This is a genomic window from Streptomyces sp. NPDC048612, from assembly GCF_043199295.1.
Classification (GTDB): Bacteria; Actinomycetota; Actinomycetes; order Streptomycetales; family Streptomycetaceae; genus Streptomyces.
In genome coordinates, this window is sequence record NZ_JBICVV010000006.1 from 31,533 (window position 1) to 57,053 (window position 25,521).

Annotated in this window: 23 protein-coding genes, 1 other RNA gene and 1 pseudogene; 16 read left to right on the plus strand and 9 right to left on the minus strand. The window is 72.9% G+C overall.

What is annotated here, in order from left to right:
- Window positions 1-23: 23 nt before the first annotated feature.
- Window positions 24-1,655: an alkaline phosphatase D family protein gene (locus ACGFN2_RS11810; RefSeq protein WP_393359509.1), complete on the minus strand. Its 1,632-nt coding sequence runs from the start codon at window positions 1,653-1,655 to the stop codon at window positions 24-26.
- Between the two features lie 190 nt (window positions 1,656-1,845).
- On the opposite strand from ACGFN2_RS11810, the pseudogene ACGFN2_RS11815 reads away from it, so the two are divergent.
- The 6 genes and pseudogenes from ACGFN2_RS11815 to ACGFN2_RS11840 all read left to right on the plus strand — a co-directional run.
- A pseudogene (locus tag ACGFN2_RS11815) lies at window positions 1,846-2,061 on the plus strand (DUF4429 domain-containing protein); the annotation flags it as partial.
- A 70-nt stretch (window positions 2,062-2,131) separates the two neighbouring features.
- The gene (locus ACGFN2_RS11820; RefSeq protein WP_362607620.1) at window positions 2,132-3,067 is read left to right on the plus strand and encodes an SDR family oxidoreductase; all 936 of its coding nucleotides are present in this window, start codon (window positions 2,132-2,134) and stop codon (window positions 3,065-3,067) included.
- Between the two features lie 281 nt (window positions 3,068-3,348).
- The gene (locus tag ACGFN2_RS11825) at window positions 3,349-4,383 is read left to right on the plus strand and encodes a peptidase (RefSeq protein WP_393359512.1); all 1,035 of its coding nucleotides are present in this window, start codon (window positions 3,349-3,351) and stop codon (window positions 4,381-4,383) included.
- A gap of 636 nt (window positions 4,384-5,019) precedes the next feature.
- Window positions 5,020-5,355, plus strand: a complete 336-nt coding sequence (locus ACGFN2_RS11830; protein WP_393359514.1) for a hypothetical protein — start codon at window positions 5,020-5,022, stop codon at window positions 5,353-5,355.
- Between the two features lie 295 nt (window positions 5,356-5,650).
- Window positions 5,651-6,313: a hypothetical protein gene (locus ACGFN2_RS11835; RefSeq protein ID WP_393359516.1), complete on the plus strand. Its 663-nt coding sequence runs from the start codon at window positions 5,651-5,653 to the stop codon at window positions 6,311-6,313.
- A complete protein-coding gene (locus ACGFN2_RS11840; RefSeq protein WP_393359518.1) occupies window positions 6,310-7,290 on the plus strand; it encodes a hypothetical protein in 981 nt (326 codons plus the stop codon). Before ACGFN2_RS11835 ends, ACGFN2_RS11840 begins: the two co-directional genes overlap by 4 nt.
- A gap of 360 nt (window positions 7,291-7,650) precedes the next feature.
- Here the strand turns inward: ACGFN2_RS11840 and rnpB are convergent.
- Window positions 7,651-8,052, minus strand: an RNA gene (gene rnpB / locus ACGFN2_RS11845) — RNase P RNA component class A.
- A 127-nt stretch (window positions 8,053-8,179) separates the two neighbouring features.
- Between rnpB and ACGFN2_RS11850 the strand changes: the two genes are divergently transcribed.
- Window positions 8,180-8,992 (plus strand): MerR family transcriptional regulator, encoded by an 813-nt coding sequence (locus ACGFN2_RS11850; RefSeq protein ID WP_393359520.1) that lies wholly within the window; start codon window positions 8,180-8,182, stop codon window positions 8,990-8,992.
- Window positions 8,989-9,723, plus strand: a complete 735-nt coding sequence (locus ACGFN2_RS11855; RefSeq protein ID WP_393359522.1) for a hypothetical protein — start codon at window positions 8,989-8,991, stop codon at window positions 9,721-9,723. Before ACGFN2_RS11850 ends, ACGFN2_RS11855 begins: the two co-directional genes overlap by 4 nt.
- Before the next feature lie 63 nt (window positions 9,724-9,786).
- On the opposite strand, the gene ACGFN2_RS11860 is transcribed toward ACGFN2_RS11855, so the two are convergent.
- On the minus strand, window positions 9,787-11,292 hold the full coding sequence (locus tag ACGFN2_RS11860; protein ID WP_393359524.1) for an RNB domain-containing ribonuclease: 1,506 nt from the start codon (window positions 11,290-11,292) through the stop codon (window positions 9,787-9,789).
- A gap of 152 nt (window positions 11,293-11,444) precedes the next feature.
- Between ACGFN2_RS11860 and yaaA the strand changes: the two genes are divergently transcribed.
- Window positions 11,445-12,242: a peroxide stress protein YaaA gene (gene yaaA / locus ACGFN2_RS11865; RefSeq protein ID WP_393359526.1), complete on the plus strand. Its 798-nt coding sequence runs from the start codon at window positions 11,445-11,447 to the stop codon at window positions 12,240-12,242.
- Window positions 12,243-12,299: 57 nt separating this feature from the next.
- Window positions 12,300-12,953, plus strand: coding sequence for a bifunctional 4-hydroxy-2-oxoglutarate aldolase/2-dehydro-3-deoxy-phosphogluconate aldolase (eda, locus tag ACGFN2_RS11870; protein WP_393359837.1), 654 nt, complete (start codon window positions 12,300-12,302; stop codon window positions 12,951-12,953).
- 78 nt (window positions 12,954-13,031) lie between these two features.
- Here the strand turns inward: eda and ACGFN2_RS11875 are convergent, their stop codons facing one another.
- From ACGFN2_RS11875 to ACGFN2_RS11885, 3 genes are read right to left on the minus strand one after another with little or no spacing between them, the layout of a single operon-like run.
- Entirely contained in the window at window positions 13,032-14,228 is a 1,197-nt protein-coding gene (locus ACGFN2_RS11875) for a bifunctional RNase H/acid phosphatase (RefSeq protein ID WP_393359528.1), read from the minus strand.
- A gap of 3 nt (window positions 14,229-14,231) precedes the next feature.
- Complete coding sequence (locus tag ACGFN2_RS11880; protein WP_362607685.1) at window positions 14,232-14,975, minus strand: C4-type zinc ribbon domain-containing protein; 744 nt, start codon at window positions 14,973-14,975, stop codon at window positions 14,232-14,234.
- Entirely contained in the window at window positions 14,972-15,838 is an 867-nt protein-coding gene (locus ACGFN2_RS11885; RefSeq protein ID WP_362607600.1) for a Nif3-like dinuclear metal center hexameric protein, read from the minus strand. The genes ACGFN2_RS11880 and ACGFN2_RS11885 overlap by 4 nt, the downstream gene beginning before the upstream one ends.
- 262 nt (window positions 15,839-16,100) lie before the next feature.
- On the opposite strand from ACGFN2_RS11885, the gene ACGFN2_RS11890 reads away from it, so the two are divergent.
- Both ACGFN2_RS11890 and ACGFN2_RS11895 read left to right on the plus strand, forming a co-directional pair.
- Window positions 16,101-17,582 carry a hypothetical protein gene (locus ACGFN2_RS11890; RefSeq protein WP_393359531.1) on the plus strand — a complete coding sequence of 494 codons (1,482 nt, stop codon included), beginning with the start codon at window positions 16,101-16,103 and terminating at the stop codon, window positions 17,580-17,582.
- Between the two features lie 161 nt (window positions 17,583-17,743).
- The gene (locus ACGFN2_RS11895) at window positions 17,744-17,911 is read left to right on the plus strand and encodes a hypothetical protein (protein WP_362607596.1); all 168 of its coding nucleotides are present in this window, start codon (window positions 17,744-17,746) and stop codon (window positions 17,909-17,911) included.
- 106 nt (window positions 17,912-18,017) lie between these two features.
- On the opposite strand, the gene ACGFN2_RS11900 is transcribed toward ACGFN2_RS11895, so the two are convergent.
- The 3 genes from ACGFN2_RS11900 to ACGFN2_RS11910 all read right to left on the minus strand — a co-directional run bounded on the left by ACGFN2_RS11900 (window position 18,018) and on the right by ACGFN2_RS11910 (window position 21,153).
- Window positions 18,018-18,959: a 3-oxoacyl-ACP reductase gene (locus ACGFN2_RS11900; protein ID WP_362607594.1), complete on the minus strand. Its 942-nt coding sequence runs from the start codon at window positions 18,957-18,959 to the stop codon at window positions 18,018-18,020.
- A gap of 68 nt (window positions 18,960-19,027) precedes the next feature.
- Complete coding sequence (locus ACGFN2_RS11905; protein ID WP_393359534.1) at window positions 19,028-20,104, minus strand: Zn-dependent alcohol dehydrogenase; 1,077 nt, start codon at window positions 20,102-20,104, stop codon at window positions 19,028-19,030.
- Window positions 20,105-20,277: 173 nt separating this feature from the next.
- A complete protein-coding gene (locus tag ACGFN2_RS11910) occupies window positions 20,278-21,153 on the minus strand; it encodes a MaoC/PaaZ C-terminal domain-containing protein (RefSeq protein ID WP_393359536.1) in 876 nt (291 codons plus the stop codon).
- Between the two features lie 545 nt (window positions 21,154-21,698).
- Here ACGFN2_RS11910 and ACGFN2_RS11915 point away from each other — a divergent pair.
- Genes ACGFN2_RS11915 through ACGFN2_RS11930 form a run of 4 tightly spaced genes read left to right on the plus strand, consistent with a single transcriptional unit; the run spans window position 21,699 to window position 25,431 of the window.
- The gene (locus ACGFN2_RS11915) at window positions 21,699-22,586 is read left to right on the plus strand and encodes an ABC transporter ATP-binding protein (RefSeq protein ID WP_393359839.1); all 888 of its coding nucleotides are present in this window, start codon (window positions 21,699-21,701) and stop codon (window positions 22,584-22,586) included.
- Window positions 22,586-23,314, plus strand: coding sequence for an ABC transporter permease (locus ACGFN2_RS11920; RefSeq protein WP_393359538.1), 729 nt, complete (start codon window positions 22,586-22,588; stop codon window positions 23,312-23,314). Before ACGFN2_RS11915 ends, ACGFN2_RS11920 begins: the two co-directional genes overlap by 1 nt.
- Window positions 23,315-23,320: 6 nt before the next feature.
- Window positions 23,321-24,829, plus strand: coding sequence for a sensor histidine kinase (locus ACGFN2_RS11925; protein WP_393359540.1), 1,509 nt, complete (start codon window positions 23,321-23,323; stop codon window positions 24,827-24,829).
- Entirely contained in the window at window positions 24,826-25,431 is a 606-nt protein-coding gene (locus ACGFN2_RS11930) for a response regulator (RefSeq protein ID WP_393359542.1), read from the plus strand. The genes ACGFN2_RS11925 and ACGFN2_RS11930 overlap by 4 nt, the downstream gene beginning before the upstream one ends.
- Window positions 25,432-25,521 lie beyond the last annotated feature (90 nt).

A 25,521-nucleotide genomic window follows, 5' to 3' on the forward strand; every position in this document is an offset into this window, starting at 1 on the left:
GGGCCTAGGACGAATGTCCCGGATCAGGCCGGCTTCAGCCCCGGGTCGCCCGCCTCGGAGACGAAGGAGGCGGCGGTGCGCACCGGCGCCCCGGGGGTGGTGACGGCGGACACCGTGCGGTAGTCGGCGCGGGCGGTGTCCTGATCCAGGGTGACGGCGAGGTAGCCGCGCCGGCCGTTGTAGAACTTCAGGTGCGGGTTGGCGGCCAGGTAGGTGTCCCAGTTGGCGGGCTTGTCCGCGCCGTCCTTGCCGCTGGCGATCGACGTGGTGACGAGCTCCACGCCCGCGGTGCGCGAGCCGGGGTCCTTGAAGTCCTTCTTGATGTCGAAGGCATAGTGGACGTGCACGTCGCCGGTGAGGACGACGAGGTTGTCCACACCCGCCGACTCGGCGCCCTTCAGCACCCGGTCGCGGGAGGCCGCGTAGCCGTCCCAGGCGTCCATGCTCAGCTGGTAGCCGGGGCCGGTGGCGTTGCGCCGCTCGGAGAAGGTGACCTGCTGCGGCAGCACGTTCCAGCGTGCGGAGGACTGCCGCCAGCCGTCGAGCAGCCAGCGCTCCTGGGCGGCGCCGGTCAGGGTGCGCGCGGGGTCCAGCGACTCCGGGCCCGGGGCGTGCCAGCCGTCGCCGTAGGCCTGGTCGGAGCGGTACTGGCGGGTGTCGAGGATGTCGAACTGGGCGAGCTGCCCGTACTGGAGGCGGCGGTAGAGCCGGGCGTCGGCGCCCTGGGGACGCTGGGGGCGGCGCAGCGGCTGATTCTCCCAGTACGCGCGGTAGGCGGCGGCCCGGCGGACGAGGAACTCGGCGGGCGGGAGGTGGTCCTCGCTGATGTCGGAGGCGTAGTTGTTCTCCACCTCGTGGTCGTCCCAGGTGACGATGAAGGGGTGGGCGGCGTGCGCGGCCTGGAGGTCGGGGTCGGACTTGTAGAGGGCGTAGCGCAGCCGGTAGTCCTCCAGGGTGACCGTCTCGCGGTGGAAGACGGCGGGGAGGGTGCGGTCGGTGTAGTTGCGGGCGCCGCCGTTCGCGGGCACCGGGTACTCGTAGAGGTAGTCGCCGAGGTGGAAGACGACGTCGAGGTCCTCCTCGGCCAGGTGCCGGTAGGCCGTGAAGTAGCCGTCGTGGTAGGCCTGGCAGGAGACCGCGGCGAGCTTCAGCTCGGAGATGCGGGCGCTGCGGGCGGGGGCGGTGCGGGTGCGGCCGACCGGGCTGATCCAGCTGCCGGCGCGGAAGCGGTAGTAGTAGACGCGGTCGGGCGCGAGGCCGGTGGGCTCGATGTGCACCGAGTGGTTGAACTCCGGGTGGGCGTCGGCGCGGCCCTGGCCGGCCAGCCGCTTGAACTGCTCGTCGTAGGCGACCTCCCAGCGGACCGTGACCCTGGCGTCCGGGAGGCCGTTGCCGGGCTCGTACGGGCGCGGGGCGAGGCGGGTCCACAGCACGACGGAGCCGGGCTGCGGGTCACCGGAGGCGACGCCGAGCGTGAAGGGGTTCTCGGTGATCTTCCGCGCATCGGCCCCGGCGGCGTGGGCGGCGCCCGCGCCCGGCAGGTTGGTCGCGAAGGCGAGCGCGGCGGCGGCCCCGGTGGTGGTGAGGAAGCGGCGGCGGCCGAAGTGCGCGGCGGCGGCCCGGATCTCCTGCTCGTGCGGTGCGTGGTGCGTCATCTGGCCCTCCCCTGGAGGTGGTTGTCGCAGAGCCCGTAGGGGAGCCATTCCAGGGGCGCGGGACGGCGCGGCGCTGTCCCGTGCACGTCACATACATGACAGCTGGATGAGGACTGGGCCCGCACCGGACGCGGTCGGACAATCACGGCACCGGCCGGGCCTCCGCAGCATGCGGCGCATGGCTGAACCGATGGTGCGCGACGGCATCTGGACCTTCGACTGCGATGCCGTACGCCTCGTGCCGGGACGCGAGCGCGGAGTGCACCAACTCCGCCGCGACCTGGGCGAATTCCCGGTGCCGCCGGCCGCGCCGGCCGGCATCGCCCACGAGCCGGGCCGCAAGGGCGGACGGCTGCGGCTGCGGCTGCGGCTGCGGCTGCGGCTGCGGCTGCGGCTGCGGGACGACGCCGATCCGCTGCTCCAGGTCACGGCGACGACGTCCCGTGCGCCGCCCGTACGCCGTTTACGCTGCCGCCATGGCAGAGAACACAGAGCCGGCAGGGACAGCGCGGACGACACCGACGGCACGGGCCGGGCAGGTGGGCGGCACGGCGACGGCGCCCCGGCCCACGCTGCCGGCGCCGTCCTCGCGGGGCGGGCAGAGCACCCGGACGGCGCCGGCGGCACAGGAGGCACGGCAGGACGGGGCGGCACCCCGGCAGGTCGCCGTGGTGACCGGCGCCGGCTCCGGCATCGGCCGGGCGGTCGCGCTCGCGCTGGCCGCCGCCGGCTGGACGGTGGTGCTGGCCGGGCGGCGCGCGGAGGCGCTGGCGGAAACCGCCCGCCAGGCGGGCCCGACCACCCCCGACAGCCCCGCGATCATGACGGTACCGACCGATGTCACCCGCCCCGAGCAGGTCGGCTCCCTGTTCGCCGCCGTCCACGAGCGGTTCGGACAGCTCGACCTGCTCTTCAACAACGCGGGCACCTTCGGCCCGCCCGCACCGCTGGAGGAACTCGGCTACGACGACTGGCGCGCGGTCGTCGACACCAACCTCACCGGCGCCTTCCTCTGCGCCCAGGCCGCGTTCCGCGCCATGAAGGCCCAGCAGCCGCAGGGCGGACGGATCATCAACAACGGCTCGATCTCCGCGCACACCCCGCGCCCGCACTCCATCGCCTACACCGCCACCAAGCACGCGATGACCGGCCTGACCAAGTCGCTCTCCCTGGACGGCCGCCCGTACCACATCGCCTGCGGCCAGATCGACATCGGCAACGCGGCGACCGAGATGACCGACCGGATGCAGACCGGCATCCTGCAGCCGAACGGCCAACTGGCGGTCGAGCCGGTGATGGACGCGGCCGACGTCGCCCGCACGGTCGTCCACATGGCGGCACTGCCGCTGACCGCCAACGTACAGTTCGCCACGGTGATGGCCACCAACATGCCGTACATCGGCCGGGGTTGAGGGGACGGCGGCGACTGCCGGGCCCGAGGAAACCCACCGCCCCACCGAGCCCGGCGGCGAGGCCCCCCGGGCGTCGAATCCCGTACGACCCCTGCCCACTTTCCCCTTCCGGTGGCACCCTATGAGCCTGCCCTCGCACCCCGGCCGGACGACCGTCCGCGGCGCGGCGGCAGACGCTTCGCTCGAATCCGCACCACTCGTCTGCCGGGCCGCCCCGCGCGGCCCGTCCCCACGCGGCCGCGCACGCCCGCCGTACGCGGCCCCCGCAGAAGGAGTCACGTGTGAGACGAACCGACCGCGGCATACCGGCAGTTGACGGCCTCTCCACCCCGCGCCCCGCGCACAGATCCCGGGCCGCCCTCGGCACCCTGACGGCCGCCGGCACCCTGCTCGCCCTGCTGCTCCCCACCGGCCAGGCCGGCGCCGCCACCCCGCAGACCCTCCACCACGCCGGCACCCCGCAGACCACCCTCGGCGCCTACTGGACCGCGGAGCGGATGCGCGCCGCCACTCCCCTGGACCTCGCCACCCCCACGAAACGGTCCGCCTCCGCCGCGGTCCCGCGCAGCGCCCCGCTCAAGGTGTCCCCCACCCTCCCCCGGCTCCCCGCGGCCCCCTCGGCGTCGCCCGGAGCCCTCCCCCAGGCCGGCGGCCCGTGGACCGGCGGCGGCGCGGTCACCAAGACCACCGGCCGGGTGTTCTTCACCTACCAGGGCCGCAACGCCTCCTGCTCCGGCGACGCGGTCACCAGCGGCAACAAGAGCACCGTGATCACCGCCGGGCACTGCGTGAAGCTGCAGGGCGCCTGGCACACCAACTGGGCCTTCGTCCCCGGCTACCACGACGGCCAGTCCCCGTACGGCAAGTGGACGGCGACCAAGACGCTCGCCACGCCCCAGTGGACCGCGAGCGAGGACATCAACTACGACGTCGGCGCCGCGGTCGTCGCCCCGCTCGACGGCAAGAAACTCACCGACGTCGTCGGCGGCCAGGGCCTCTCCTTCAACTCCGGCTACACCAAGCCGATGTACGCCTACGGCTACCCCGCCGCCGCCCCCTACGACGGCAGCAAGCTCATCTACTGCAGCGGCACCACCATCAAGGACCCGTTGTTCTCCCAGGACCATGGCCTGTCCTGCAACATGACCGGCGGCTCCAGCGGCGGCCCCTGGTTCACCTCCTTCGACGAAAAAACCGGCACCGGCCTCCAGTCCTCCGTGAACAGCTTCGGCTACCAGTTCTGGCCCAACACCATGTTCGGCCCCTACTTCGGCGACGACGCCAAGAACCTGTACAACCAGGCCCAGTCGTCCTGATCCATCCGGACTGACAGTGGTTTCGGGGGCCGTACGGGGAGGTGCGTGCGGTCCCCGACTGCGCACCGCCAACCCTCTGATGAGGGCGGCAGAAGAGAGCACGCTCACCCCGGCAACGGGGGCGCAGACGGCGGACGAGGCGGCCTGTACGCCGGGTTCTGTCCGGCTGAGGAGTGGATCAAGTTCTGACTTGCTAGGTTGCGTGCCCGGAGGACTGCGACGCCGACCTCGCGGAGCGCCAGTTCTCCCAGGTGAGGCAGCACCTGTCCCCAGTCCGGATACTCCATGCTCTCCAGCGATTGAGCTGGCCATATCCGGGTCGGCCACCAATGCTTTCGACGTACTCGCGCACGGTGATCTCACCATCGCGCGGATCGACGAAGTCGCCGCGGAGCGAGTCCGTCTGTATCTCGGCCAGCCATTCAGGTCGCTGAAGATCTGGAGTCGGTCCGCCGTGCACCACGTCTACCGGGCGCATGACAGTGCTCGACGAGCCAGCCGGACGACGGCGGGCACAGAAGTGCGCCATCATGCATGAGGGTCTCGGAGTATCGGCCAGCGTACGGACGCCAATGGCCGAGGGGTCATCGACCATGGCGGGTGCGCGGCAGGCGACTTGAAGCGACGGATGAGGAAATGGCGCGGGATTACGACAGTCAGCTGCTGGAGTCAGTGGCGGTACGCCGCCGCAGAATGCGGGATGCTCTGTTGTTCGGCATGCAGCGGGGACGTCGCACGGCGGACGAGCGGCTGGGAAAGGTCTTCGCGGGGATCGCGATCACGGCTGTCCTGTGTGCGGGGTGCGTGGGGTGGTCGTTCCTTCAGCACACGCTGGCCACGCAGAAGGCTGAGCAGGAGAAGCAGGGTCCCGGTCGGCGTCGGCGGACGAGGCGACGACTTCATACGCGTCGGCTCGGACGCCCCCGACCCGGCCCGTACCGGCGACAACGTCCCCGGTGGGCGGGACGGTAACAGCCCTCCGGGTGGCTCTGCCAACCACCTGCCCGGCGGCCGGGCTGACGACCGCTCTGCGGCTCCCTCCGCCAGCCACGAACCGCCTCCTGTGCACAGCGACGTGTCCGGCGCGGATGGTCAACACGGATTCCCTGCCGGCCACGGAGGAGACTCGCCCGGCGGTGGCCCTACAGCGCCTGCAGGTGTCTCCGAGGGCGCCTCGAGCACTGTTGGAGACGTGCCCTCAGGCGGAACGGCAGCTGGACCTGGCCGTCCACTTGGCGATGGCCCTGGTGACGCGAGTGGTTGGGAGATGCCTCATGGTGAATCCGGCCCCTTCCAGCGTGGGGGCGAGCAGGAACAGCAGATCCAAGATCAATTGCGGGGCTCCAAGGTCAAACCCAACGATCTTGAAAGGGTTTTGGCTAACCTGGCCGAAGATCCAGCCGGTCGCGAAATCGCCGACACCATCGCGTCGGGCAGGTTCAAAGGCGCCGAAAACTTTGATCAGGTAGTGTCCAGCCTCAGCCACGCAGACAAAATGTCCGGCGGCATTGAACAACTCCGCCTGGCCAACAGGCTGTATGGCATGGGTGTCCGCAACATCTCTTTCGAGATCAAGGGTGATGTCGAAATCAAGCCCGGAGTTCGGACCGGGGAGAAAACGGACCTCGATGTGATGGCCCGGGATTCGGATGGCAGTATCCACGGCCGCCAATTCAAGGAGATTCAGAACCCGAAGAAGCTCGTCAAGAAGATTTTTGACAATATCAAACAGCTGGACGAGTCCGGTGCAGATTTCAAAACCTTCGTGGTCGACACCAAGGGAACGGTGGCAGAACACGAGGCCCTCCGGGCTCAACAGCGCCTCACCGATGTGTACGGGAACACCAACATCCAGTTCATCATTCGGGTCGAGGACGGGATTCTGATCATCCCGCCCAACGGTAAGTTCATGCCGGAAGGAACACTGTGATCGCGAGTACGCCTGTCGCGCGTTGGACCTGGGGGCGGGAGGAACACGCCGAGGATGAGATCGCCGCGTGCCTTCATGAACTTTTGACCGCCTACACCATCCTGTCCAGGCATCGCCTTGTGGCCGCTACTCCGAAAGTATCCGCCTCCGTCCACGAAGCGGGAAAGCCGAACACTTTCTTGTTCCAGGGAGACCTTGAGTTCGATGCCACATGGTCCGACCCTGCACAACATCTGGCCGGTGTAGTCAGGGCTGCGCTACGCCCAGGGCAGATCGGGTCCGTTTACGCTGACGTCAAGAGTTCTGGGTTCATCATTGACGGTAATGATGAGTTTCGTGCAGACAGGCTGTTCCAACTGGGGGCTTCGACGCTTCTCGGCTACGTCAGTGTCGATCTGGTGACGTTCTCCGACGCTTGGATGCCCTACGACCTCAAGGGCTGCGGCCAGCCCTCCGTCTACGGGGCAAACGCGCCGCGGCTATCTACTGCCCTTCATGATCTGTCGGAGGCACTAGACTCGGAGATCGACCCAGACGATCCCACTTACTTCGGCAAGCCCAGCGCGACAGGAATCGACAACTACATCGATGCAGACGGCGCCGCGTCCGACGTATGGACCAGTTTCGAAATTCCCCGGCGGTACAGCCACTTCAGGCATGCACCTGGCTTCGGCCACATCGGCTATAAGCGTTCAGTCGACGGTGAGGTCCAGTACGTCCCTGTACGAGACGAGCACGGGGTGCTCGGGTACCTCTGGGCCTCCGATGCAGAGAACGGCGCGAGCTTCGAACCACGGGACCTCGATGACGAGGAGACGTACAAGGCTTCGCTCTCGTGGCTGGAGCGGCTGAGGTCTGCACACGACCGGGGTTTGTCCCCCTCACAGGCTCTCGCCGAATTGGCCGGCCTCGCCCAGGGCGACAGGCCTAGCGTGATCGAGCTGGTCAGGCTGCGAGAGCTCGCGAGTGAAGGCTGATCCAGCAAGCCGGGAGCGCCTCCAAGGGGGAACCAGAGCACCGAGCAAGAGGACTGGGAACTGGGGTGAGAACCAGGCATCCATGGGGGCGTGTTGGCTCCTGTGTCCGATCGCCGCGGTGGACAGCAAGCGCCGGCCGTGCTGTCCACCGCAGTAACCGGCACTCGTAGTGACCATCACGCTCGATGCCCAATCAGCTGCTCAGACGCCTCCGGCGGCCGCCCACCTCCGGGATTCTCAGCTCTGTCGGAGGGACTTTCGAGGACGTTCAGCCGCGTAAGGCAGCAAGCACTTGAAAGGTCGGAAAGGGCCTCCGACGAAGGTCAGAGGCCCTTTCCGGGGCAAAGTCCCAGGTGATGGCGGACGAGTCGGCCTGTACGCCGGGTTCTGTCGCCCCCGGTCCTTGCGGGCCGGGGGGAGACGGCCATCCATCTAGGGCTGTCGTTGCCGGCAGCCTCGTGCGGTCTACCCGCGGACTCGGGCGGGCAGCCCTCGGTCGTCCGCGCAGGGGCATCAACCGATGCCCCCTCTTGACCTTGCTCCGGGTGGGGTTTACCTAGCCCTCCGAGTCACCTCGGAGGCTGGTGGTCTCTTACACCACCGTTTCACCCTTACCGGGGGCCGAAGCCTCCGGCGGTTTGCTTTCTGTGGCACTGTCCCGCGGGTCACCCCGGGTGGGCGTTACCCACCACCCTGCCCTGTGGAGCCCGGACGTTCCTCGGGAGGATCGTGAGATCCCCACGCGGCCGTCCGGCCGGCTCGTCCGCCGTGCCGACCATGCTACCCGTAGGGGGCACCGGTCCCCGCCAGGCCAGGCCCCCTCCCCCCGTGCCCGCTTCCGGACGGGCGTGCTTGACCTTGTCGCGGCGGCAACGTTTCTACTGAGCGCATGAGAATCGGTGAGCTTGCAGGTCTGATCGGGATCAGCACCCGTGCCGTACGCCACTACCACCATCTCGGGCTGCTGCCCGAGCCGGAGCGCCGGGCCAACGGATACCGGGACTACGGGCTGCGGGACGCGGTCGCACTCGCGCGGGTGCGGCGGCTGACCGAGCTGGGGCTCGGGCTGGACGAGGTGCGGGACGTGCTCGCCGACGACGCGGGGCGCGAGCTGCACGAGGTGCTGGACGAGCTGGACGCGGATCTGGCCCGGCAGGAGGAGGAGCTCCGGGTGCGGCGGGCCCGGCTGGCGGCCGTGCGGCGGCAGGCCGAGGAGCACGGCGGGCTGCCCGCCGAGGGGCCCGTTTCGGATGAACTGGCGGCGTTCTTCGCGGAGATGGCGCGTACCTCGGCGGCACGGCCGGGGCCGGAGCCCGTCCTGGCGTCGAAGGAGCGGGAGATTCTGGCGCTGCTGGAGTCGGCGGGCGAGGAGGGGGAGAGCAAGCGGATGGTGGAGATGCTCAGCAAGGCGACCTCGGCGCCGGGGGCGATGGAGCGGGCGTACGAGGTGTACGGGTTGCTGGACGCGCTGGCGGGGGCCGGGGTGGAGGACCGGCGGGTGGAAGAGGCCGCGCGGGCGCTCGCCGACTGCATTCCGGACGCGGTGGTCGCGGAGCTCGGCGCGGAGAAGTGGGAGCACGCCGCCGGGCCGGGTGCGGAGTCGGACGACGGGTTCATGGCGGCGTACTACGCGGATTTCGCGCCCGCGCAGGCCAGGGCCGTGCGCCGGGCGATCCAGCTGGTCGCGGAGCGGGCGCGATGAGCCGGGGTACCGCGCTGCGCCGGCTGGCCGCCCATGAGGGGCGGTGGCTGCTGAGCCTGGGGTGGTGGGTGGCCCGGCGGCGGATCGGGGTGGCACCGGGTGAGCGGGCCCTGGCGTATGCGGGGGCACAGGCGGCGCTGGTGTACGGGCTGGCGTTCGTGTGTCTGGTGGAGACGGACGGGCTCGCGGTGCTGCTCGCCGGGAAGCCGGTGGCACACGAGGTGATGCTGTTCATCGACGTGTACACGGTGCTGGCGGTGCTGGGGCTTCAGGCGGCGGCGGTCACCCGGCCGCATGTGCTGGGGACGGAGGCGCTGCGGCTGCGGGACGGTGCGCGGCGCGAGATCCGGATACCGCTGGAGCGGATCGCCTCGGTCCGCTACGACCTCCGGTTCTCCAGGGAGCAGCAGAAGGAGAAGGAGGGGGACGGGAGCGGGGGCGGGAGCGGGGGCGGGAGCGGGGGCGGGGTGGCCGAGCTGGCGGTCGCGGGTCAGACCTCGGTCACCGTCGAGCTGACCGAACCGGTGGTGGCCGTACGGCTGTTGGGGCAGCGGGAGACGGTCCGTACCGTGCGGTTCCACGCCGATGACGCGCGGGCGGCGGTGGCGGCCGTACGGGCCGCGATGGCGGCGCGGGACGCAGCAGAGGCGGAGGGGGCCGGTGGGACGGCGGCACCGGAAGCCGACAGGGCTCCGGAAGACGGGGCGCCGCAAACGGCCGGAACCCCGTAGAACGGGCCCCGTAGAGCCGGTCCCGCATAAAGCCAGCCCCCAGGCGGGCCCCATTCCGCCCCCTCAAGCAGGCGTGAAGCGCACCGGATGATGCCCCGGTTCGGCCTCGGTGAGGCGGACCGGGATGCGGTGGCCCAGGGGGAGGGCGGGGCCTTCGGGGGCGGCTTCGACGGTGCCGATGACGGCCGGGTCGTAGAGGTGGACGGTGCCGTGGGTGGGGTCCTGCTCCTGGATCTCGACGACCAGGGCCTCGAAGATCTCGCCGACCCGGTCGCGCAGCAGGGCCGCCTCGACGAGGTCGACACAGGCGCGTTCCACCTGGTTGGCGCGCCGGGTGCCCAGTTCCATCTCCCGGGGCAGCGCGGGGAGCGCGGTGCGGACCCAGCCGGGCGGTGCGGCGCCGGCCGAGGCGGCCAGACACAGCTCGGAGGTGTAGCGGTCGGCCAGGCGCCGCAGCGGCGCGGTGGCGTGGGCGTACGGGGCGGCGACGGCGGCGTGCAGGGCCTCGGAGGCGGCGGGGGCGGTGCCGTCGAAGACGGTGTAGCCGGCGCCGCGCAACAGGGCGGTGCACTCCTGGAGGAAGGCGGCGTGGGCGGCACGGCGCGGGTCGAGGGTGCGGATCAGTGCCGCGTACGAGGTGTGGTGGGGCCAGTCGACGCCGAGCGCACGGGCGGTCAGCCGGAGCCGGGCGACCGAACCGTCGGGAGCGGTGGGCAGCGTACGGAGGATGCCGGTGCCGGAGGCGAGCATCAGCTCGGCCGCGGCCATGCCGGTGAGCAGGGAGATCTGCGCGTTCCAGGCGTGGGCGGGGAGCGGGGCGCGGTATTCGAGGGTGTAGCGGCTGTCCAGCTCGACGATCTCCTGCTCGGGGACGTTCAGGGATATCGCGCCCCGGGCGACCTCCCGCTCCTCGCGCAGCTGCCCGATCTCGCGGAGGAGGGCGAGGGGTTCCTCGGCCGTGTCGTCGTCCAGGACGCGCTGGACGCCCGCGTAGTCCAGCCTGGCCCGTGAGCGGACCAGGGCGCGGCGTACGGAGACGCCGGTCAGGGCGCCGTCCGCGTCGAGGTCGAGCTGCCACAGGACGGCCGGGCGGTCCCGGTCGGGCAGCAGGCTGGCGGCGCCCTCGCTGAGCACGTAAGGGTGGAGCGGGACCCGTTCGTCGGGGAAGTAGAGGGTGGTCACCCGGTGGTGCGCCTCGGCGTCCAGGGCACCGCCGGGGGTGACGAAGGCGGCGATGTCGGCGATGGCGTAGTGGACGCGGTAGCCGCCCCTGCCCTTCGCCCCGGGCGGCGCCGGGCGGCGGGAGAGGAACATCGCCTGGTCGAGGTCGAGGGAGCCGGGCGGGTCGAGGGTGAAGAGGGGGAGGCCGGTGGCGTCCTCCAGGGTGTGCTCGGTCGCCACGGCGCCGTCGGCGGCCGGGATGCGCGGGGCGCGGGCCGCGCTCTCCGCCTCGGCCTGGGCCGTGGGCGGGAAGTGGTCCGGGATCTCCAGCCTGCCGCGCAGCTCATGCAGCGCGACACGCAGCGGGGCCTCGGCTGCGTCGGTCACATGCATATGGAGACGGGGCATGACATCGAGCGTATGGCGGGCGGCCGCTCCCGGCGCGCCGTGCGGTGCCGCCCCGGGCCCCGGGCGCCGTGCGGGGTCCGCGCCCGGCCGCCGCAGGCCCTACGCTTTCCCGGGGCCGAACCCCGCCCGTACCGCCGTGAAGGAGAAACACCGTGCTCGTGCTGTTGCCGCCGTCCGAAGGGAAGGCCTCCGCGGAGGCCGGGGCGCCGCTGGACACCGGTGCGCTGTCGCTGCCGGGGCTGACCGCGGCGCGCGAGACGGTGCTGACGGAGCTGGTCGAGCTGTCCGCGGCGGACGCGGTCAAGGCCCAGGAGGTGCTCGGGCTCAGCGAGGGCCTCAAGGGCGAGGTCGCCAAGAACGCGGGGCTGCGGACGGCGGGGACCCGGCCGGCCGGGGAGATCTACACCGGGGTGCTCTACGACGCGCTCGGTCTGGCGTCGCTGGACGCGGCGGCGCGGCGGCGGGCCGAGCGGTCGCTGCTGGTGTTCTCGGGGCTGTGGGGCGCGGTGCGGATCGGCGACCGGATTCCGTCGTACCGCTGCTCGATGGGCGTGAAGCTGCCGGGGCTGGGTGCGCTGGGCGCCTACTGGCGGGCGCCGATGGCCGAGGCGCTGCCGGAGGCCGCCGGGGAGGGGCTGGTGCTGGACCTGCGGTCGGCGGCGTACGCGACGGCGTGGAAGCCCAAGGGCGAGGTGGCCGGGCGGACCGCGACGGTGCGGGTGCTCCAGTCGAAGACCGTGGCCGGTGTGGAGAAGCGGTCGGTGGTCAGCCACTTCAACAAGGCGACGAAGGGGCGGCTGGTGCGGGACCTGCTGACGGCGGGGCTCGATCCGGCGGGTCCGGCGGAGCTGGTCGCGGCGCTGTGCGAGTTGGGTTACGCGGTGGAGGCGGAGGCGCCCGCGAAGGCCGGCAAGGCGTGGGCCCTCGATGTGATCGTCACGGAGCTCTAGCACCCTACGTTGCAGCATGTGCAACGCTCGTTGCGGAGGGTGGGCGAACGGCGCACCATGGGCGGCGTGACCCGCGCCGCCTCCTCCCCCGCCGCCCCTTCCGTCCTCGGGCTCGCCCCGGTCATCCCGGTCGTCGTGCTGCACGACGCCGAGGACGCCGTACCGCTCGCCCGTGCGCTCGTCGCCGGCGGGCTGCCCGCGATCGAGGTGACCCTGCGGACGCCCGCGGCGCTCGACGCGATCCGCGCCGTCGCCCGGGAGGTCCCGGAAGCGGTGATCGGCGCGGGCACCCTGCTCACCCCCGAGCAGGTCGAGGACGCCCTCGTGGCCGGCGCGCGCTTCCTGGTGAGCCCCGGCTGGTCGCCGCGGCTGCTGGGCGCGATGAAGGACTCCGGGGCGCCGTTCCTGCCGGGGGTCTCGACGGCCTCCGAGGTGGTGACCCTGCTGGAGGAAGGCGTCACCGAGATGAAGTTCTTCCCGGCGGAGGCGGCGGGCGGCACCCCGTATCTGCACTCGCTCGCCGCGCCCCTGCCCCGGGCCCGCTTCTGCCCGACCGGCGGGATCGGCCCGGCGGCCGCGCCGTCCTATCTGGCGCTGCCCAACGTCGGCTGTGTCGGCGGCACCTGGATGCTGCCGGCCGAGGCGCTGGCCGCGAAGGACTGGGGCCGGGTGCGCCAACTCGCCCGGGAGGCGGCGGCGTTGGCGGCCTGACGGCGGTGCGTACGCATACCGGCCCGGCGCCCCGGCCGTCCGGGGTGCCGGGCCCGTGTCCGCTCCGGGGACGCCCCGCTACCGCAGGTGCGAGGTGTCGTTCAGCAGCCGCACCGAGGCGTTGCCGTCGGAGAAGTACGCGACCGCGGAGAGCGACGCCGCCGAGAGCTCCATCCGGAACAGCGACTCCGGCGGGGCGCCCAGCGCCAGCCGGACCAGCGTCTTGACCGGTGTCACATGCGTGACCAGCAGCACCGTCTTGCCCGCGTACCGGGCCAGCAGCTTGTCGCGGGCGACGGCGACCCGGCGGGCGACCGTCGCGAAGGACTCGCCGCCGCCGGTCGGCGCCACCCGGGCGGAGCCGAGCCAGGCGTCGAGGTCCTCGGGGAAGCGCTCGCGCACCTCGGCGAAGGTCAGCCCCTCCCAGGCCCCGAAGTCGGTCTCCCGCAGGCCCTCCTCGATACGGACCTCCAGGCCCAGCCGGTCGGCGACCGCCCCGGCGGTCTCCCGGCAGCGCCGCAGCGGTGAGCTGACGACGGCCTGGACCGTGCCCCGGGCGGCCAGCGCGACGGCGGCCGCCTCGGCCTGCCGGCGTCCGGCCGCGGAGAGTTCGGGGTCGGTGCCGCCGCTGCCGGAGAACCGCTTCTCCGGCGTCAGCGCGGTCTCGCCGTGCCGCAGCAGGACGAAGGTCGCGGGCGGACCGAGGTCGGGGGCGCCCCAGCCGGCCGCCGGAGCACTCGGCGCCGCGTCCGCCGCCTCCGCCGTCTCGGCGGCCTCGTCGGCCGCTCGGGCGGCTGCGCTGCGGGCGGGCGCGGTGCCGCTGTCGAGCGCCGCCCGGGAGTCGCGCGGCTCCCACTGCCGGCCGGCCTTCCCGGCGTCCATCGCCTCGTTGGCGAGCCGGTCGGCGTGCTTGTTCCGCGCGCGGGGAATCCACTCGTACGTGACCTGGCCGGCCGGGAAGACCGACCGGGCCTCGGCGGCCAGCGGCTTCATGTCCGGGTGCTTGATCTGCCAGCGCCCGGACATCTGCTCGACGACGAGCTTGGAGTCCATCCGCACCCGGACCCGCGCCTGCGGATCGAGGGTGTGCGCCGCCCGCAGACCGGCCACCAGGCCCTTGTACTCGGCGACGTTGTTGGTCGCGGTGCCGATGAACTCGGCGGCCTCGGCCAGCGCCTCGCCGGACTCCGGGTCGAGGACGACCGCGCCGTAGCCGGCCGGCCCCGGGTTGCCCCGGGAGCCGCCGTCCGCCTCGACGATCAGCGTGCGGGCCACGGCCTACAGACCCGAGTCGGGCGTACGGACCAGGATGCGGGTGCAGTTCTCACAGCGCACGACGGTGTCGGCGGCGGCGGCGCGCACATCGTTGATCTCGGTGATGTTCAGCTCCAGGCGGCAGCCCTCACAGCGGCGCTGGAAGAGGCGGGCCGCGCCGACGCCGCCCTCCTTCGCGCGGATCTTGTCGTAGAGCTTGAGCAGATCGGCCGGGATGTCGGCGACGGTCAGCTCGCGCTCCTTGGCGACCGTGCCGTGCTCGGCGTCGATCTCGGCGTAGGCGGCGTCCCGGCGGGCGGTGGCGTCGTCGACCTTGGCCTGGATGGCCTCGACCCGGCCGGTGAGCTCGGTGACCCGCTCCTGGGCGGACTCCCGGCGCTCCATGACCTCCAGGACGACGTCCTCCAGGTCGCCCTGGCGCTTGGCCAGCGAGGTCAGTTCGCGCTGGAGGTTCTCCAGGTCCTTGGGGGAGGTCACGGCACCGGAGTCCAGGCGCTTCTGGTCGCGGGCGGCGCGCTGGCGCACCTGGTCCACGTCCTGCTCGGCCTTGGTCTGCTCGCGGCTGGTGTCGCTCTCCTCGGTCTGCGCGGCGACGAGCAGGTCGCGCTGCTGGATGAGGTCGGCCTCCAGGGTCTGCAGCTCGGCCAGCTCGGGGAGGTTGTTGCGGCGGTGGGCGAGCTGGGTGAGCCTCACGTCCAGGGACTGGACGTCGAGGAGGCGGATCTGGTCGGCGGGCGCGGCGTTCAGCGTGGGGCTCCTGTGGTGTGCGTCGGGGTGACGAATCGGGTGGACGCCGCGTGGGCGGTCCAGGGGTCGGTGACCGTACGGGAGACATGCGTGCGCAGTCCCCAGTCGTGCCGGTCGGAGACCGCGTCGAGCTGGGCCGCGGCCTGCTCGCACCACGGCCATTCGGTGGCCCAGTGGGCGGCGTCGAGCAGCGCCAGCGGGCTCTTCTGGGTGGCCTCGGAGGCCGGGTGGTGACGCAGGTCGGCGGTGAGGAACGCGTCCGCACCGGCCGCCCGTACCGCGTCGAAGAGGCTGTCGCCGGAGCCGCCGGAGACGGCGAGGGTGCGGATCTCGCGGTCCGGGTCGCCGGCCGCCCGGATGCCCTGCGCGGTGGCGGGCAGCCGCTCGGCGGCGTGGGCGGCCAGCTCGGCCAGCGTCATCGGATGCGGCAGCTCGCAGATCCGGCCGAGGCCCCGGCGCCCCGCCGGATCGCTCGGGTCCGGGACCAGCGGGCCGAGGATGCGCAGGTCCAGGGCGCCGGCCAGGGCGTCGGAGACACCGGGGTCGGCGGTGTCGGCGTTGGTGTGCGCGACGTGCAGGGCGATGTCGTGCTTGATGAGGGTGTGCACGGCCTTGCCCTTGAAGGTCGAGGCCGCCACCGTCGTCGTACCGCGCAGATAGAGCGGGTGGTGGGTGACCAGGAGGTCGGCGCCGAGCGTGACCGCCTCGTCGACGATCTCCTGGACCGGGTCGACGGCGAACAGCACACGGCGGACCTCCGCGCCGGGGTCTCCGCAGACCGTGCCGACGGCGTCCCACCCTTCGGCCCGCTCGGGGGGCCAGAGGGCGTCGAGCGCGGTGAGGACTTCAGACAGTACGGGCACGGGTGGAAGGTTACCTCCCGGCTGTGACATGGCGTCGGGTCGAGCCCCCTTCCGGCTCCCCTGCGGCAGAGCGGGGAAACGGACGGCGCGGGCCCGCCCGCGCCCGCCGCACCGGCACACGACGGGCCCAGGAGCACAACCCCCCGGCGCGGCACCGGCGAACCGGACAACTGCCACCCTTATGCGTGAAGTGCGACAACTTGCAGTGTTCGGCCGGAAGTACGAAAACTAGTTTCGGTTGCCGACTGGAGGTGACCACTCGATGACGATCTGTGCCACTGAGGACACCAGGGCGTCGGCCGGCCCGCTCGCCGGGCGCCTGACGATCGCCGCCGACGGCTCGTACGCCGCCCGGCTCACCCGGCACGACGACGCCGCCGGAAGCTGGTTCCCGGAGCGCTGGACGCTGAGCGGCCCCGCGCCGTACGCCGTGCCGCTGCAGGGCACCCAGCCCGAGGAGCCGGACAGCGCGCTGCTGCCGCTCACGGACGGACGGGTGCTGATCCTGCGCCGGGTCGCCGAGCGCTTCGCCGTCTCCCTGCTCTACCCGGCGGGCCCCGGAACCGGCGAACTCCTCTTGGGCGCCGTGGCGGCCCCCCGGCTGACGCTGCTGCCGCCCGCCCCCGGTGGAACCCTCGCCCACGCCCTCGCCCCCGAGGCGGAGCACACCGCGCTGTGGCTGCTGCACGGCGGGACGGGCGGACCCGAGCGGATCGCCCGCATCCCGGGACGCTGCACGGGCGGCGTGTGGCTGGACCGCACCGGCCGACTGCTGGCGCTGGACCGGGAGTCGGCGGGCCGGACCAAGACCGTGGTGGTCGATCTGGAGCGGGGCGGCGAGACCGGTCCGCTGCTCCAGATCACCGAGGAGAGCAACGACCGGCTGCTGCTGGCCGATCCGGACAGCGGGCTGCTGCTCGTGCGCTCGGACGCCCCGGGACACGACCGGCTCGGCTGGGGCGTCCTGGGCAGCAGCCTGCCGGTGCGCTTCCCCGAGTGCCTGCGGCCCACGGGCGCGGCGGTCACCCCGTTCGCGGTGCAGCCGGGGCAGGCGCTGGCGCCGGAGAGCTGTGCGGTGGCGTTCCGGATGACCGCGGCGGGCAGCGGCTGGCTCGGCGTCTGGCGGCCCTCCGGGCGGCAGTTGCGGCAGTACCCGGCACCGGAGGGCTGGCTGGGGGGAACCGGTCGGTGGACGGCGGCCGGCGACCTGCTGCTGCCGTACGCGACGGCGGCGGAGCCGTGCGGGGTGGCGCGGCTGGCCGTGGGGGTGGAGCCGACGGGGTCCGTCGAGCCCGTGGTGCGGCGGGAGCGGGTGGGGGCGGTGGAACCGGTGCGGCCCGCGCGGCCGGTACGGCCGGTGGAACCGGTGTGGCCCCTCGGGCCCATGGGGCCGGTGCGGCAGGTGGCGGTACCACGGGCCGCGGGGCGGGGGGAGGCGGCGTGGGCCGGGGGGCCGGCGGGGGCGGCTCGGCCGGTGGCGGTGGTGGAGGCTCCGGCGGTGGTGGTGGAGGCGCCGATGGCGGTGGTGGAGCCCATGGAGGCCGTGCGGCCGGAGGAAGCGCCGCCCTCCGGAGGCGCCACCGGGAGCGAAGGGGGGATTGTCCCGGATGCAGGGGATGCCGACAACCGCTCCACAGCATCTGCACATCCTCAGGCCCTGGACGCGGAACCGCCGCCCGCCCCCGGACATCCCCACATGTGCAGGCCAGTTCCCTTGCAAGAGGCACCTCTGGCGGCCCGCTAGACCCGGTGGAGCGCGATTTCCGGCCCCGTTAGAATTCCGGCCGGGAGCTGCGCAGCCGGTTGACCGGCCACCGGCAGTGCCGCTCGGGAGCAGCCCTGGCGGTCGTCGGGCGAGGTCCCGATGCGTACAGCTGTAAGCGAACTGACGGAGTGACTCTTTCCATGTCCGAAGCCCGAACCGACACGACCCAGGCGCGCCCCCAGGAGGCATCCGCCCAGGCCGCCGAGGCCGCAAGCTCCGGCAGGCATCGTGGCCCGGCCGCCACGGAGGAGTCCGACTCCGCCGCCCACGGCCGGCACCGCCGGGACAAGCAGCCGCAGGGCGCGTAGGGCCGTCCGGCGGGCCCCGACCGCCGACCGCGTGCACACGGCCGTGGCCGCCGCCCCATGACAGCGGGGCGGCGGCCACGGCCGTTCGCGTGTGCTCCGCGTGGGCTCAGCCGTGCTTGAGGCCCAGCACCTCGGCCGCCGCGAAGGTCTCGTTCGGCGGGCGCTGCGCGTAGTACGGCGTCAGCAGGTCATCCAGCTCCTCGAAGCTGAAGACCTCCTTCGTGGTGTCGAACTGGGCGGCGATCCGCGGGCGTTCGGCGATGGCGACCATGCCGCCGTGGACGACCAGCAGCTGTCCGTTGACCCCGGCCGCGGCCGGTGAGGCGAGGTACCCGACGAGCGGCGCGACATGCTCGGGCGCGAGGGCGTCGAGCCGGCCGTCCGTGGGCTCCTGGAAGCCGGCGAAGACGTCCTCGGTCATACGGGTGCGGGCGCGCGGGCAGATCGCGTTGGCGGTCACTCCGTATTTGCCCAGCGCCAGCGCCGTGGAGGTCGTCAGGCCGACGATGCCGCCCTTGGCCGCGGCGTAGTTGGGCTGGCCCGCCGAGCCCGCGAGAAACGCCTCGGAGGAGGTGTTGACGATCCGGCCGTGGACCGGGCCGCCGGCCGCCTTGGCGCGCTCGCGCCAGTGGACGGCGGCGAAGTGGGTGGTGTTGAAGTGGCCCTTGAGGTGCACGCGGATGACCGAGTCCCACTCGTCCTCGGTCATCGAGAACACCATCCGGTCGCGCAGGATGCCCGCGTTGTTGACCAGGATGTCGAGCTGTCCGTAGGTCTCGACCGCGAGCCGTACCAGTGCGCGGGCCTGGGCGTGGTCGGCGACGTCTCCGAGGTGGGCGACGGCGGTGCCGCCGGCTGCGCGGATCTCGGCGACGACGTCCTCGGCGGGCGCCGCGGAGGCCTCCCCCGTACCGTCGCGGCCCGGCTGCCCGTAGTCGTTGACCACGACCTGTGCGCCGAGGCGGGCGAGTTCGAGGGCCTCGGCGCGGCCCAGACCGCGCCCGGCGCCGGTGACGATCGCGGTCAGTCCCTCCAGTGGCTGTGCCATTCCTGTCCTCTCCAGTGGTCGCGGCACGCGGTGCGGTGCGGTGCGGTGCGAGGGGTAAACGGTGGGCGTCAGATCTCTATGCAGGTGCGCAGCGCGGTGCCGGAGCGCATCTGGTCGAGCGCGTCGTTGACCTCGGCGAGCTGGACGCGATGGGTGATCAGGCCTTCGAGGTCGATCCGGCCGGCCCGCCACAGGGCGATGGCCCGCTCGTAGGAGCGCAGCACATCCGCGCCGCCGTACAGGGACGGCAGAATCCGCTTCTCGTCGAAGAACAGCTCGAACATGTTGACCTGGAAGGTGTCGTCCATGGCGCCCGCGCCGACCACACACAGGGTGCCGCCGCGGCGGGTCATCTCGTAGGCGGTACGGGCGGTGGCGGACTTGCCGACCACCTCGAAGACGTAGTCGAAGCCCTCCCCCGCGGTGATCCGGGCCTTGGCGCCGGCGAACTCCTCCGGGGCGACGGCCTCGGTCGCGCCGAAGCGCAGCGCGGCCTCCCGGCGGGCGGGTACCGGGTCGACGGCGATGATCTGGGCGGCGCCGCAGGCCCTCGCGCCCTGGATGACGGAGATGCCGACCCCGCCGCATCCGATGACCGCCACCGAGGAAGCGGCCTCCACCCGGGCCGTGTTGAGGGCCGCGCCCAGCCCGGTGGTGACACCGCAGCCGATCAGCGCGGCGATCTCGTAGGGGACGTCGTCGGGGATCGGGACCGCGCAGTTGGCGGCGACCACGACCTCCTCGGCGAAGGTGCCGGTGCCGGCGAAGCCGAAGACGTCCCCGCCGGGGCGCCGGAAGTTGGGGGTGCCGGCGTTCATGAATCCGGCCAGGCACAGGTGGGTCTGGCCGCGCCGGCAGGACGGACAGCTGCCGCAGGCGGGCAGCCAGCACATCAGGACGCGGTCCCCCTGGGCGAGTCCGGTGACGCCGTCGCCGACGTCGAGGATCTCCCCGGCGCCCTCGTGACCGGGGACGAAGGGGGCGGGCTGCGGCAGCACCCCGTTCATCGCGGAGAGGTCGGAGTGGCACAGTCCGGTCGCCCGGATGCGGATCTTGACCTTGCCGGGGCCGAAGCCCACCGTCTCGATGTCGTCGAGGACTTCGAGCCTGTCCTGCCCTGTCTCGTGCTGTACGGCTGCGCGCATGTCACGGCTCCTCTCGTACGGACGGCACTCCGGCCCCGTCCGGACCGGCCGGGGTGGCCTCTCGGATCGCTCGGGGGCGCTTCAGAATCCGAACAAAGCGCCCTGGGCCGGTCCGGCGGTTCACGGCCGGGACCGCGACGCCTGCGCCGGACGGGCCCCAGGGCGGACTCGCCCTAGCTGTGCTCCACCACGGTGTCCGCCAGTACGGGCGCGTCCTCCCGGTCGGCCGCGGTGACCGACACCAGGACCCGGCCCGGCTCCCGCCACAGGCGCATCCGCAGCGTCTCCCCGGGGAAGACCACCCCGGCGAAGCGGGTCGTGTAGGAGCGCACCCGTGTGACGTCACCGTCCAGCACCGTGTCGACGACGGCCTTGAGGGTGACCCCGTAGGTGCACAGCCCGTGCAGGATCGGCCGGTCGAATCCGGCGAGCTTGGCGAACCCGGGGTCGGCGTGCAGCGGGTTCCAGTCGCCGGAGAGGCGGTAGAGCAGCGCCTGGTCGGCGCGGATACGGCGTTCGGTGCTCAGGTCGGGGGCCCGGTCGGGGAGTTCGAGGCGGGCGGAGGGGCCGCGCTCGCCGCCGAAGCCGCCCTCGCCGCGGACGAAGATCTGGGTGTCGCAGGTCCACAGCGGGCCGTCGTCGTCGGCGACCTCGGAGCGCAGCACGATGACGGCGGCCTTGCCCTTGTCGTACACGGCGGGGACGGACGAGGTCTGGGTGGCGCGGCCGTTCACCGGGAGGGCCCGGTGCACGGTGACGGTCTGGCCGCCGTGCAGGACCGCGGCGAGGTCGACGTCGATGCCGGGCGCGGAGAGCCCGCCGGCGAGCGCCATCCCGCCGCCCGCGACGGTGGCGAAGCTGGGCAGGACGTGCAGTGCGCTCTCCAGGGTGTAGCGCAGTTCGTCGGGGTCGGTGGCCGGGTGGGCCTTCTCCGGAGTGGCCGCACCGGCACCGATGCCGAGGTGGTAGAGCTGGACGTCCTTGTGGTCCCAGGCGAGTCCGGTGGTCCGCGGCTCGGCGGAGGTGGCCTTGGCGGCGTCGATGGGCATGGGGCTGCTTGCTCCTTCACCACGAGGGGAAGACCCCGGCCCGGCCGTCCGCACCGTCGACCGAGCCGGGGTCGTATCTGGTCGGCGCGGCCGCGCTCCGACAGCGCACAGGGCACACTTCTAGAACGCGTTCTAGCCGATGGTTCTCATGTATAGCCGATCCGTCCGGCACCCGGAAGACCCCTGACGGTTTGTCAGATCCGGGTCGCGCGGACGGCGGAGAGCGGGCGGGGGCGGGACTCCTGGCCGGGCCGGGCTCCCGGCCGGGTCCGGGACCGGGAGGCGCGGCCCCCTCGCCCGCGCGGCACGGACCCCGACGACCGGTGCGCACCCCCCACTTTCGTTGCGCCGGACCGTGACATTTGTCAGAGGAGATCGCCGACATTCGCCTCTCCCGCGAACCGACCACGCTCCGTAACGTCGAGGTCATGCAGAGGAGAGGCGGCACGGGCATGGCAGAGGCGACGAGGCCGGGCAGCGCGGCGGAAAGGGCGGGCGGCGCCGCGGCGGTGGCCTTCTCCGGGGTGACGCGGAGTTACGGCGCGATGCGGGCCGTGGACGGGCTGGAGCTGGAGATCGCGACGGGCGGGACGGTCGCGCTGCTCGGGCGCAACGGCGCGGGCAAGTCCACCACTATCAACATGCTGCTGGGGCTGCTGCCGCCCAGCTCCGGAACGGTCCGGCTGTTCGGCGGCCCCCCGGAGGCGGCGGTACGCGCGGGGCGGGTGGGCGCCATGCTGCAGGACGGCAAGGCCATCCCGCGGGTCACCGTCCGCGAACTGCTCACCTTCGTCACCGCCACCTACCCGGACCCGATGGACGTCACCGAGGCCCTGGAGCTGGCGGGCCTGGAGGAGTTCGGCGGGCGGCGGGTGGACGGCCTGTCCGGCGGGCAGGCCCAGCGGGTCCGCTTCGCCGTGGCGCTGGCCGGCAACCCCGAACTGCTGGTGCTCGACGAGCCGACCGCGGCACTGGACGTCGAGGCGCGCCGCGCCTTCTGGCGCTCGATGCGGGCCTACGCCCGCCGGGGCCGCACCGTCCTCTTCTCCACGCACTATCTGGAGGAGGCCGACGAGCACGCCGACCGGATCGTGGTGATGGACCGCGGCCGGGTGGCCGCCGACGGCAGCGGCACGGCGATCAAGCGGCGGGCCGGCGGCTCACGGGTCTCCTTCGACCTCGCGGGCGCGGCCACCGGGCCCCTGTCCGGGCTGCCCGGGGTGAGCGCCGTGGAGGTGCGCGGCGACCGCGCGCTGCTGCGGACGGCGGACCCGGACGCCACGGTCCTGGCACTGGCCGGACTCGGGCTCGTCCGCGGACTTGAGGTCACCCCCGCCAGCCTGGAGGACGCGTTCCTCGCGCTGACCTCCACCGAAGCCGCCCCCGCTGCCCCGGCGGGCGCCGGCGCCCGCTCCGCGAAGGAGACCGTGTGATGCTCGCCTACCTCCGTCTCGAAGTCCGCCGCACCCTCCGCGACCGGGGCTTCGTCATGTTCGGTATCGGGATGCCGGTGCTGATGTACCTGCTGATGACCAACATCGGCGTCGGGCCGGGCGGCGCCGACCCGGAGTGGAAGATCGCCTCGATGGTCGGCATGGCCGCCTACGGCGCGCTGGGCACGGCGATCGGCACCGGCACCGGTGTCGCCGAGGACAAGCAGCTGGGCTGGCTGCGCCAGCTGCGCATCACCCCGCTGAGCCCCGTACGGGTGGTGGTGGGCCGCGGGCTGACCGGCTCGGTGACGGTGCTGCCGGCCGTCGCCGCCGTCCTGCTGGTGGGCGCGCTGGTCAACGGCGTCCGGCTGCCGGCCTGGCAGTGGGCCGCGCTGGCCGGGCTGCTGTGGATCGGCACCGTCCCGTTCACCCTGCTCGGCCTCGGCAACGGCTACGGCCTGTCCGCGCAGTCCACCGGCGTCGTCAACACCGGCTGTGTGCTGCTGCTGTCGATCATCGGCGGTCTGTGGTTCCCGACCGAGCTGTTCCCCGGCTGGCTGCGCTCGCTGTCCGCCTGGACGCCCGGCAACCGCTTCGCCGAACTCGGCCGCAGCGTCACCGACGGCAGCGCGCCCGGCCTGGCTCCGGTGGCGGTGCTGGCCGTCTGGCTGGCAGTCTTCGGCGGATACGCGGTGTACGCGTACCGCCGGGCCGCACGAACGGTGTGACCGGCGATGGCGCAGACCTGGGAAGCGGCCATGCAGCACACGGAACGCCCCACCGCGGGCGAGAAGGACGGCCCCGGCGGCACGAACGGCAGCGAGGGCTTCGGCCGGCCCGGACGGACCGGCCGGCTGGGGCCGCTGGGGCCGCTGGGGCCGCTGGGGCCGCTGGGGCCGCTGGGGCCGCTGGGCCGGAAGCGTGGCAGGGGGCCCGGCAAGTACGCCTTCCTGCCCTGGCTGCTGATGGGCCTGGGCGCCTTCTCCAACCTCATCCAGGGCAAGACCGGCAACCCCTGGCTGGCCGGTCTCGGACTGCTCGCCTTCAACTCCCTCTACCTCAGCGTCGTCTGGTCCTCGTTCAACCCGCGGCTGCGTGACTCCCGCCGCCCCCTGTACGCCCTGGGGATGCTGGCCGTCGTCACCTTCGCCATCGCGATCGGCTTCGGCGGCAACTGGTTCCTGTTCTTCCCGCTGCTGTCGCTGGCCTCGGGCACGGTCCGGATGCTGCGCGGCAAGAAGCTCGCCGTCTGGCTGATCACGCTCAGCGGGACGGCCGGCTACCTCACCGGCCGGCACGACGGCGACCCGTGGGGCGGGTTCGGCATCGGGTACGGCACCTTCCTGTCCGGCATGGTGACGGCCTCGGTCCTGAGCCTGTTCGACACCATCCAGGAGCTGAACGCCACCCGCCAGGAACTGGCCCGCAGCGCCGTCGAGAAGGAGCGGCTGCGCTTCTCCCGCGATCTGCACGACCTGCTGGGACACACCCTGTCCGTGGTCGTGGTCAAGGCCGAGGCGGTCCGCAGACTGGCACCGCGCGACCTGGACGCGGCGCTCGCCCAGGCCACCGACATCGAGGCGGTCGGCCGGCAGGCGCTGACCGAGATCCGCGAGGCGGTCACCGGCTATCGCGAGGGCAGCCTGACCACCGAGCTGGACCGGGCCCGTTCGGCGCTGGAGGCGGCCGGTATCGAGCCCGTCGTCCGGCAGGCCGGGCCGCCGCTGCCCCCGCAGACCGGCGCACTGCTGGGCTGGGTGGTCCGCGAGGGCGTCACCAACACCGTCCGGCACAGCGGCGCCACCCGCTGCGAGATCGCCGTACACACCGACGAGGAACGGGTACGGCTGACGATCACGGACGACGGCCGCGGCCCCCTGAACTCCGGCGCCGCCGCGGCCCCCGGCCTCACCTGGCTCCGGGACCGCGTGCCGGAGCCCGGCGGGGACGGGGACGGGGACGGAAGCGAGGGCCGAGGCAGTGGCGAGGTCAGGGCCGGGGACGGCGGCCGGGAGACGGGCGGCATACCAGGGGCGGGCGGCGCCGGCGATGGAGGCGGCCCGGCGCCGGCCACCCGGCCCGGGCCGGTGGGCGGCACGGGGCTGAAGGGGCTGGCCGAGCGCCTGGCCGCGGCAGGAGGGACACTGCACAGCGGCCGGGACGGCCGGCACGGTTTCCGGGTCACGGCCGAACTCCCGGTCGGCACGGGCGAGATGGCGGATGTGGAGGAGTGGACCAGGTGATCAAGGTCCTGCTGGCGGAGGACCAGGGAATGATGCGGGGCGCACTGGCGCTGCTGCTCGACCTGGAAGCGGACATGGAGGTCGTGGCGCAGGTCGCGGCGGGCGATGGGATCGTCGCCGCCGCCCTCGACGCCCGCCCCGACATCGCGCTCCTCGACATCGAGCTGCCCGGCCGCAGCGGCCTGGACGCCGCCGCCGATCTGCGCGCACAGCTGCCGGACTGCAAGGTGCTGATCGTGACGACCTTCGGCCGCCCCGGCTATCTGCGCCGCGCCATGGAGGCCGGGGCGTCCGGCTTCCTGGTGAAGGACGGCCCGGTGGAGGAACTGGCGGCGGCGATCCGCCGGGTGCTGGCCGGCGAGCGGGTCATCGACCCCGGCCTCGCCGCGGCGGCGCTGAGCGCCGGCCCCAATCCGCTGACCCAGCGGGAGCGCGAGGTCCTGACCGCCGCCGTGGACGGCGCCACGGTCGCCGATATCGCCGGCCGCCTCCACCTCTCCCAGGCCACCGTCCGCAACTACCTCTCCGCGGCCATCGGCAAGACCGGCACCCGCAACCGCATGGAGGCGGTGCGGGCGGCCCGGCAGAACGGCTGGCTGTAGCTGTCGTGCGCGTCCGCAAAGGCCCTCCCGGTCCGCGAACGCCCGCCCGTCCTCCGCGCGCTGAGCACACCGCGCGTGCTCTACACCGCG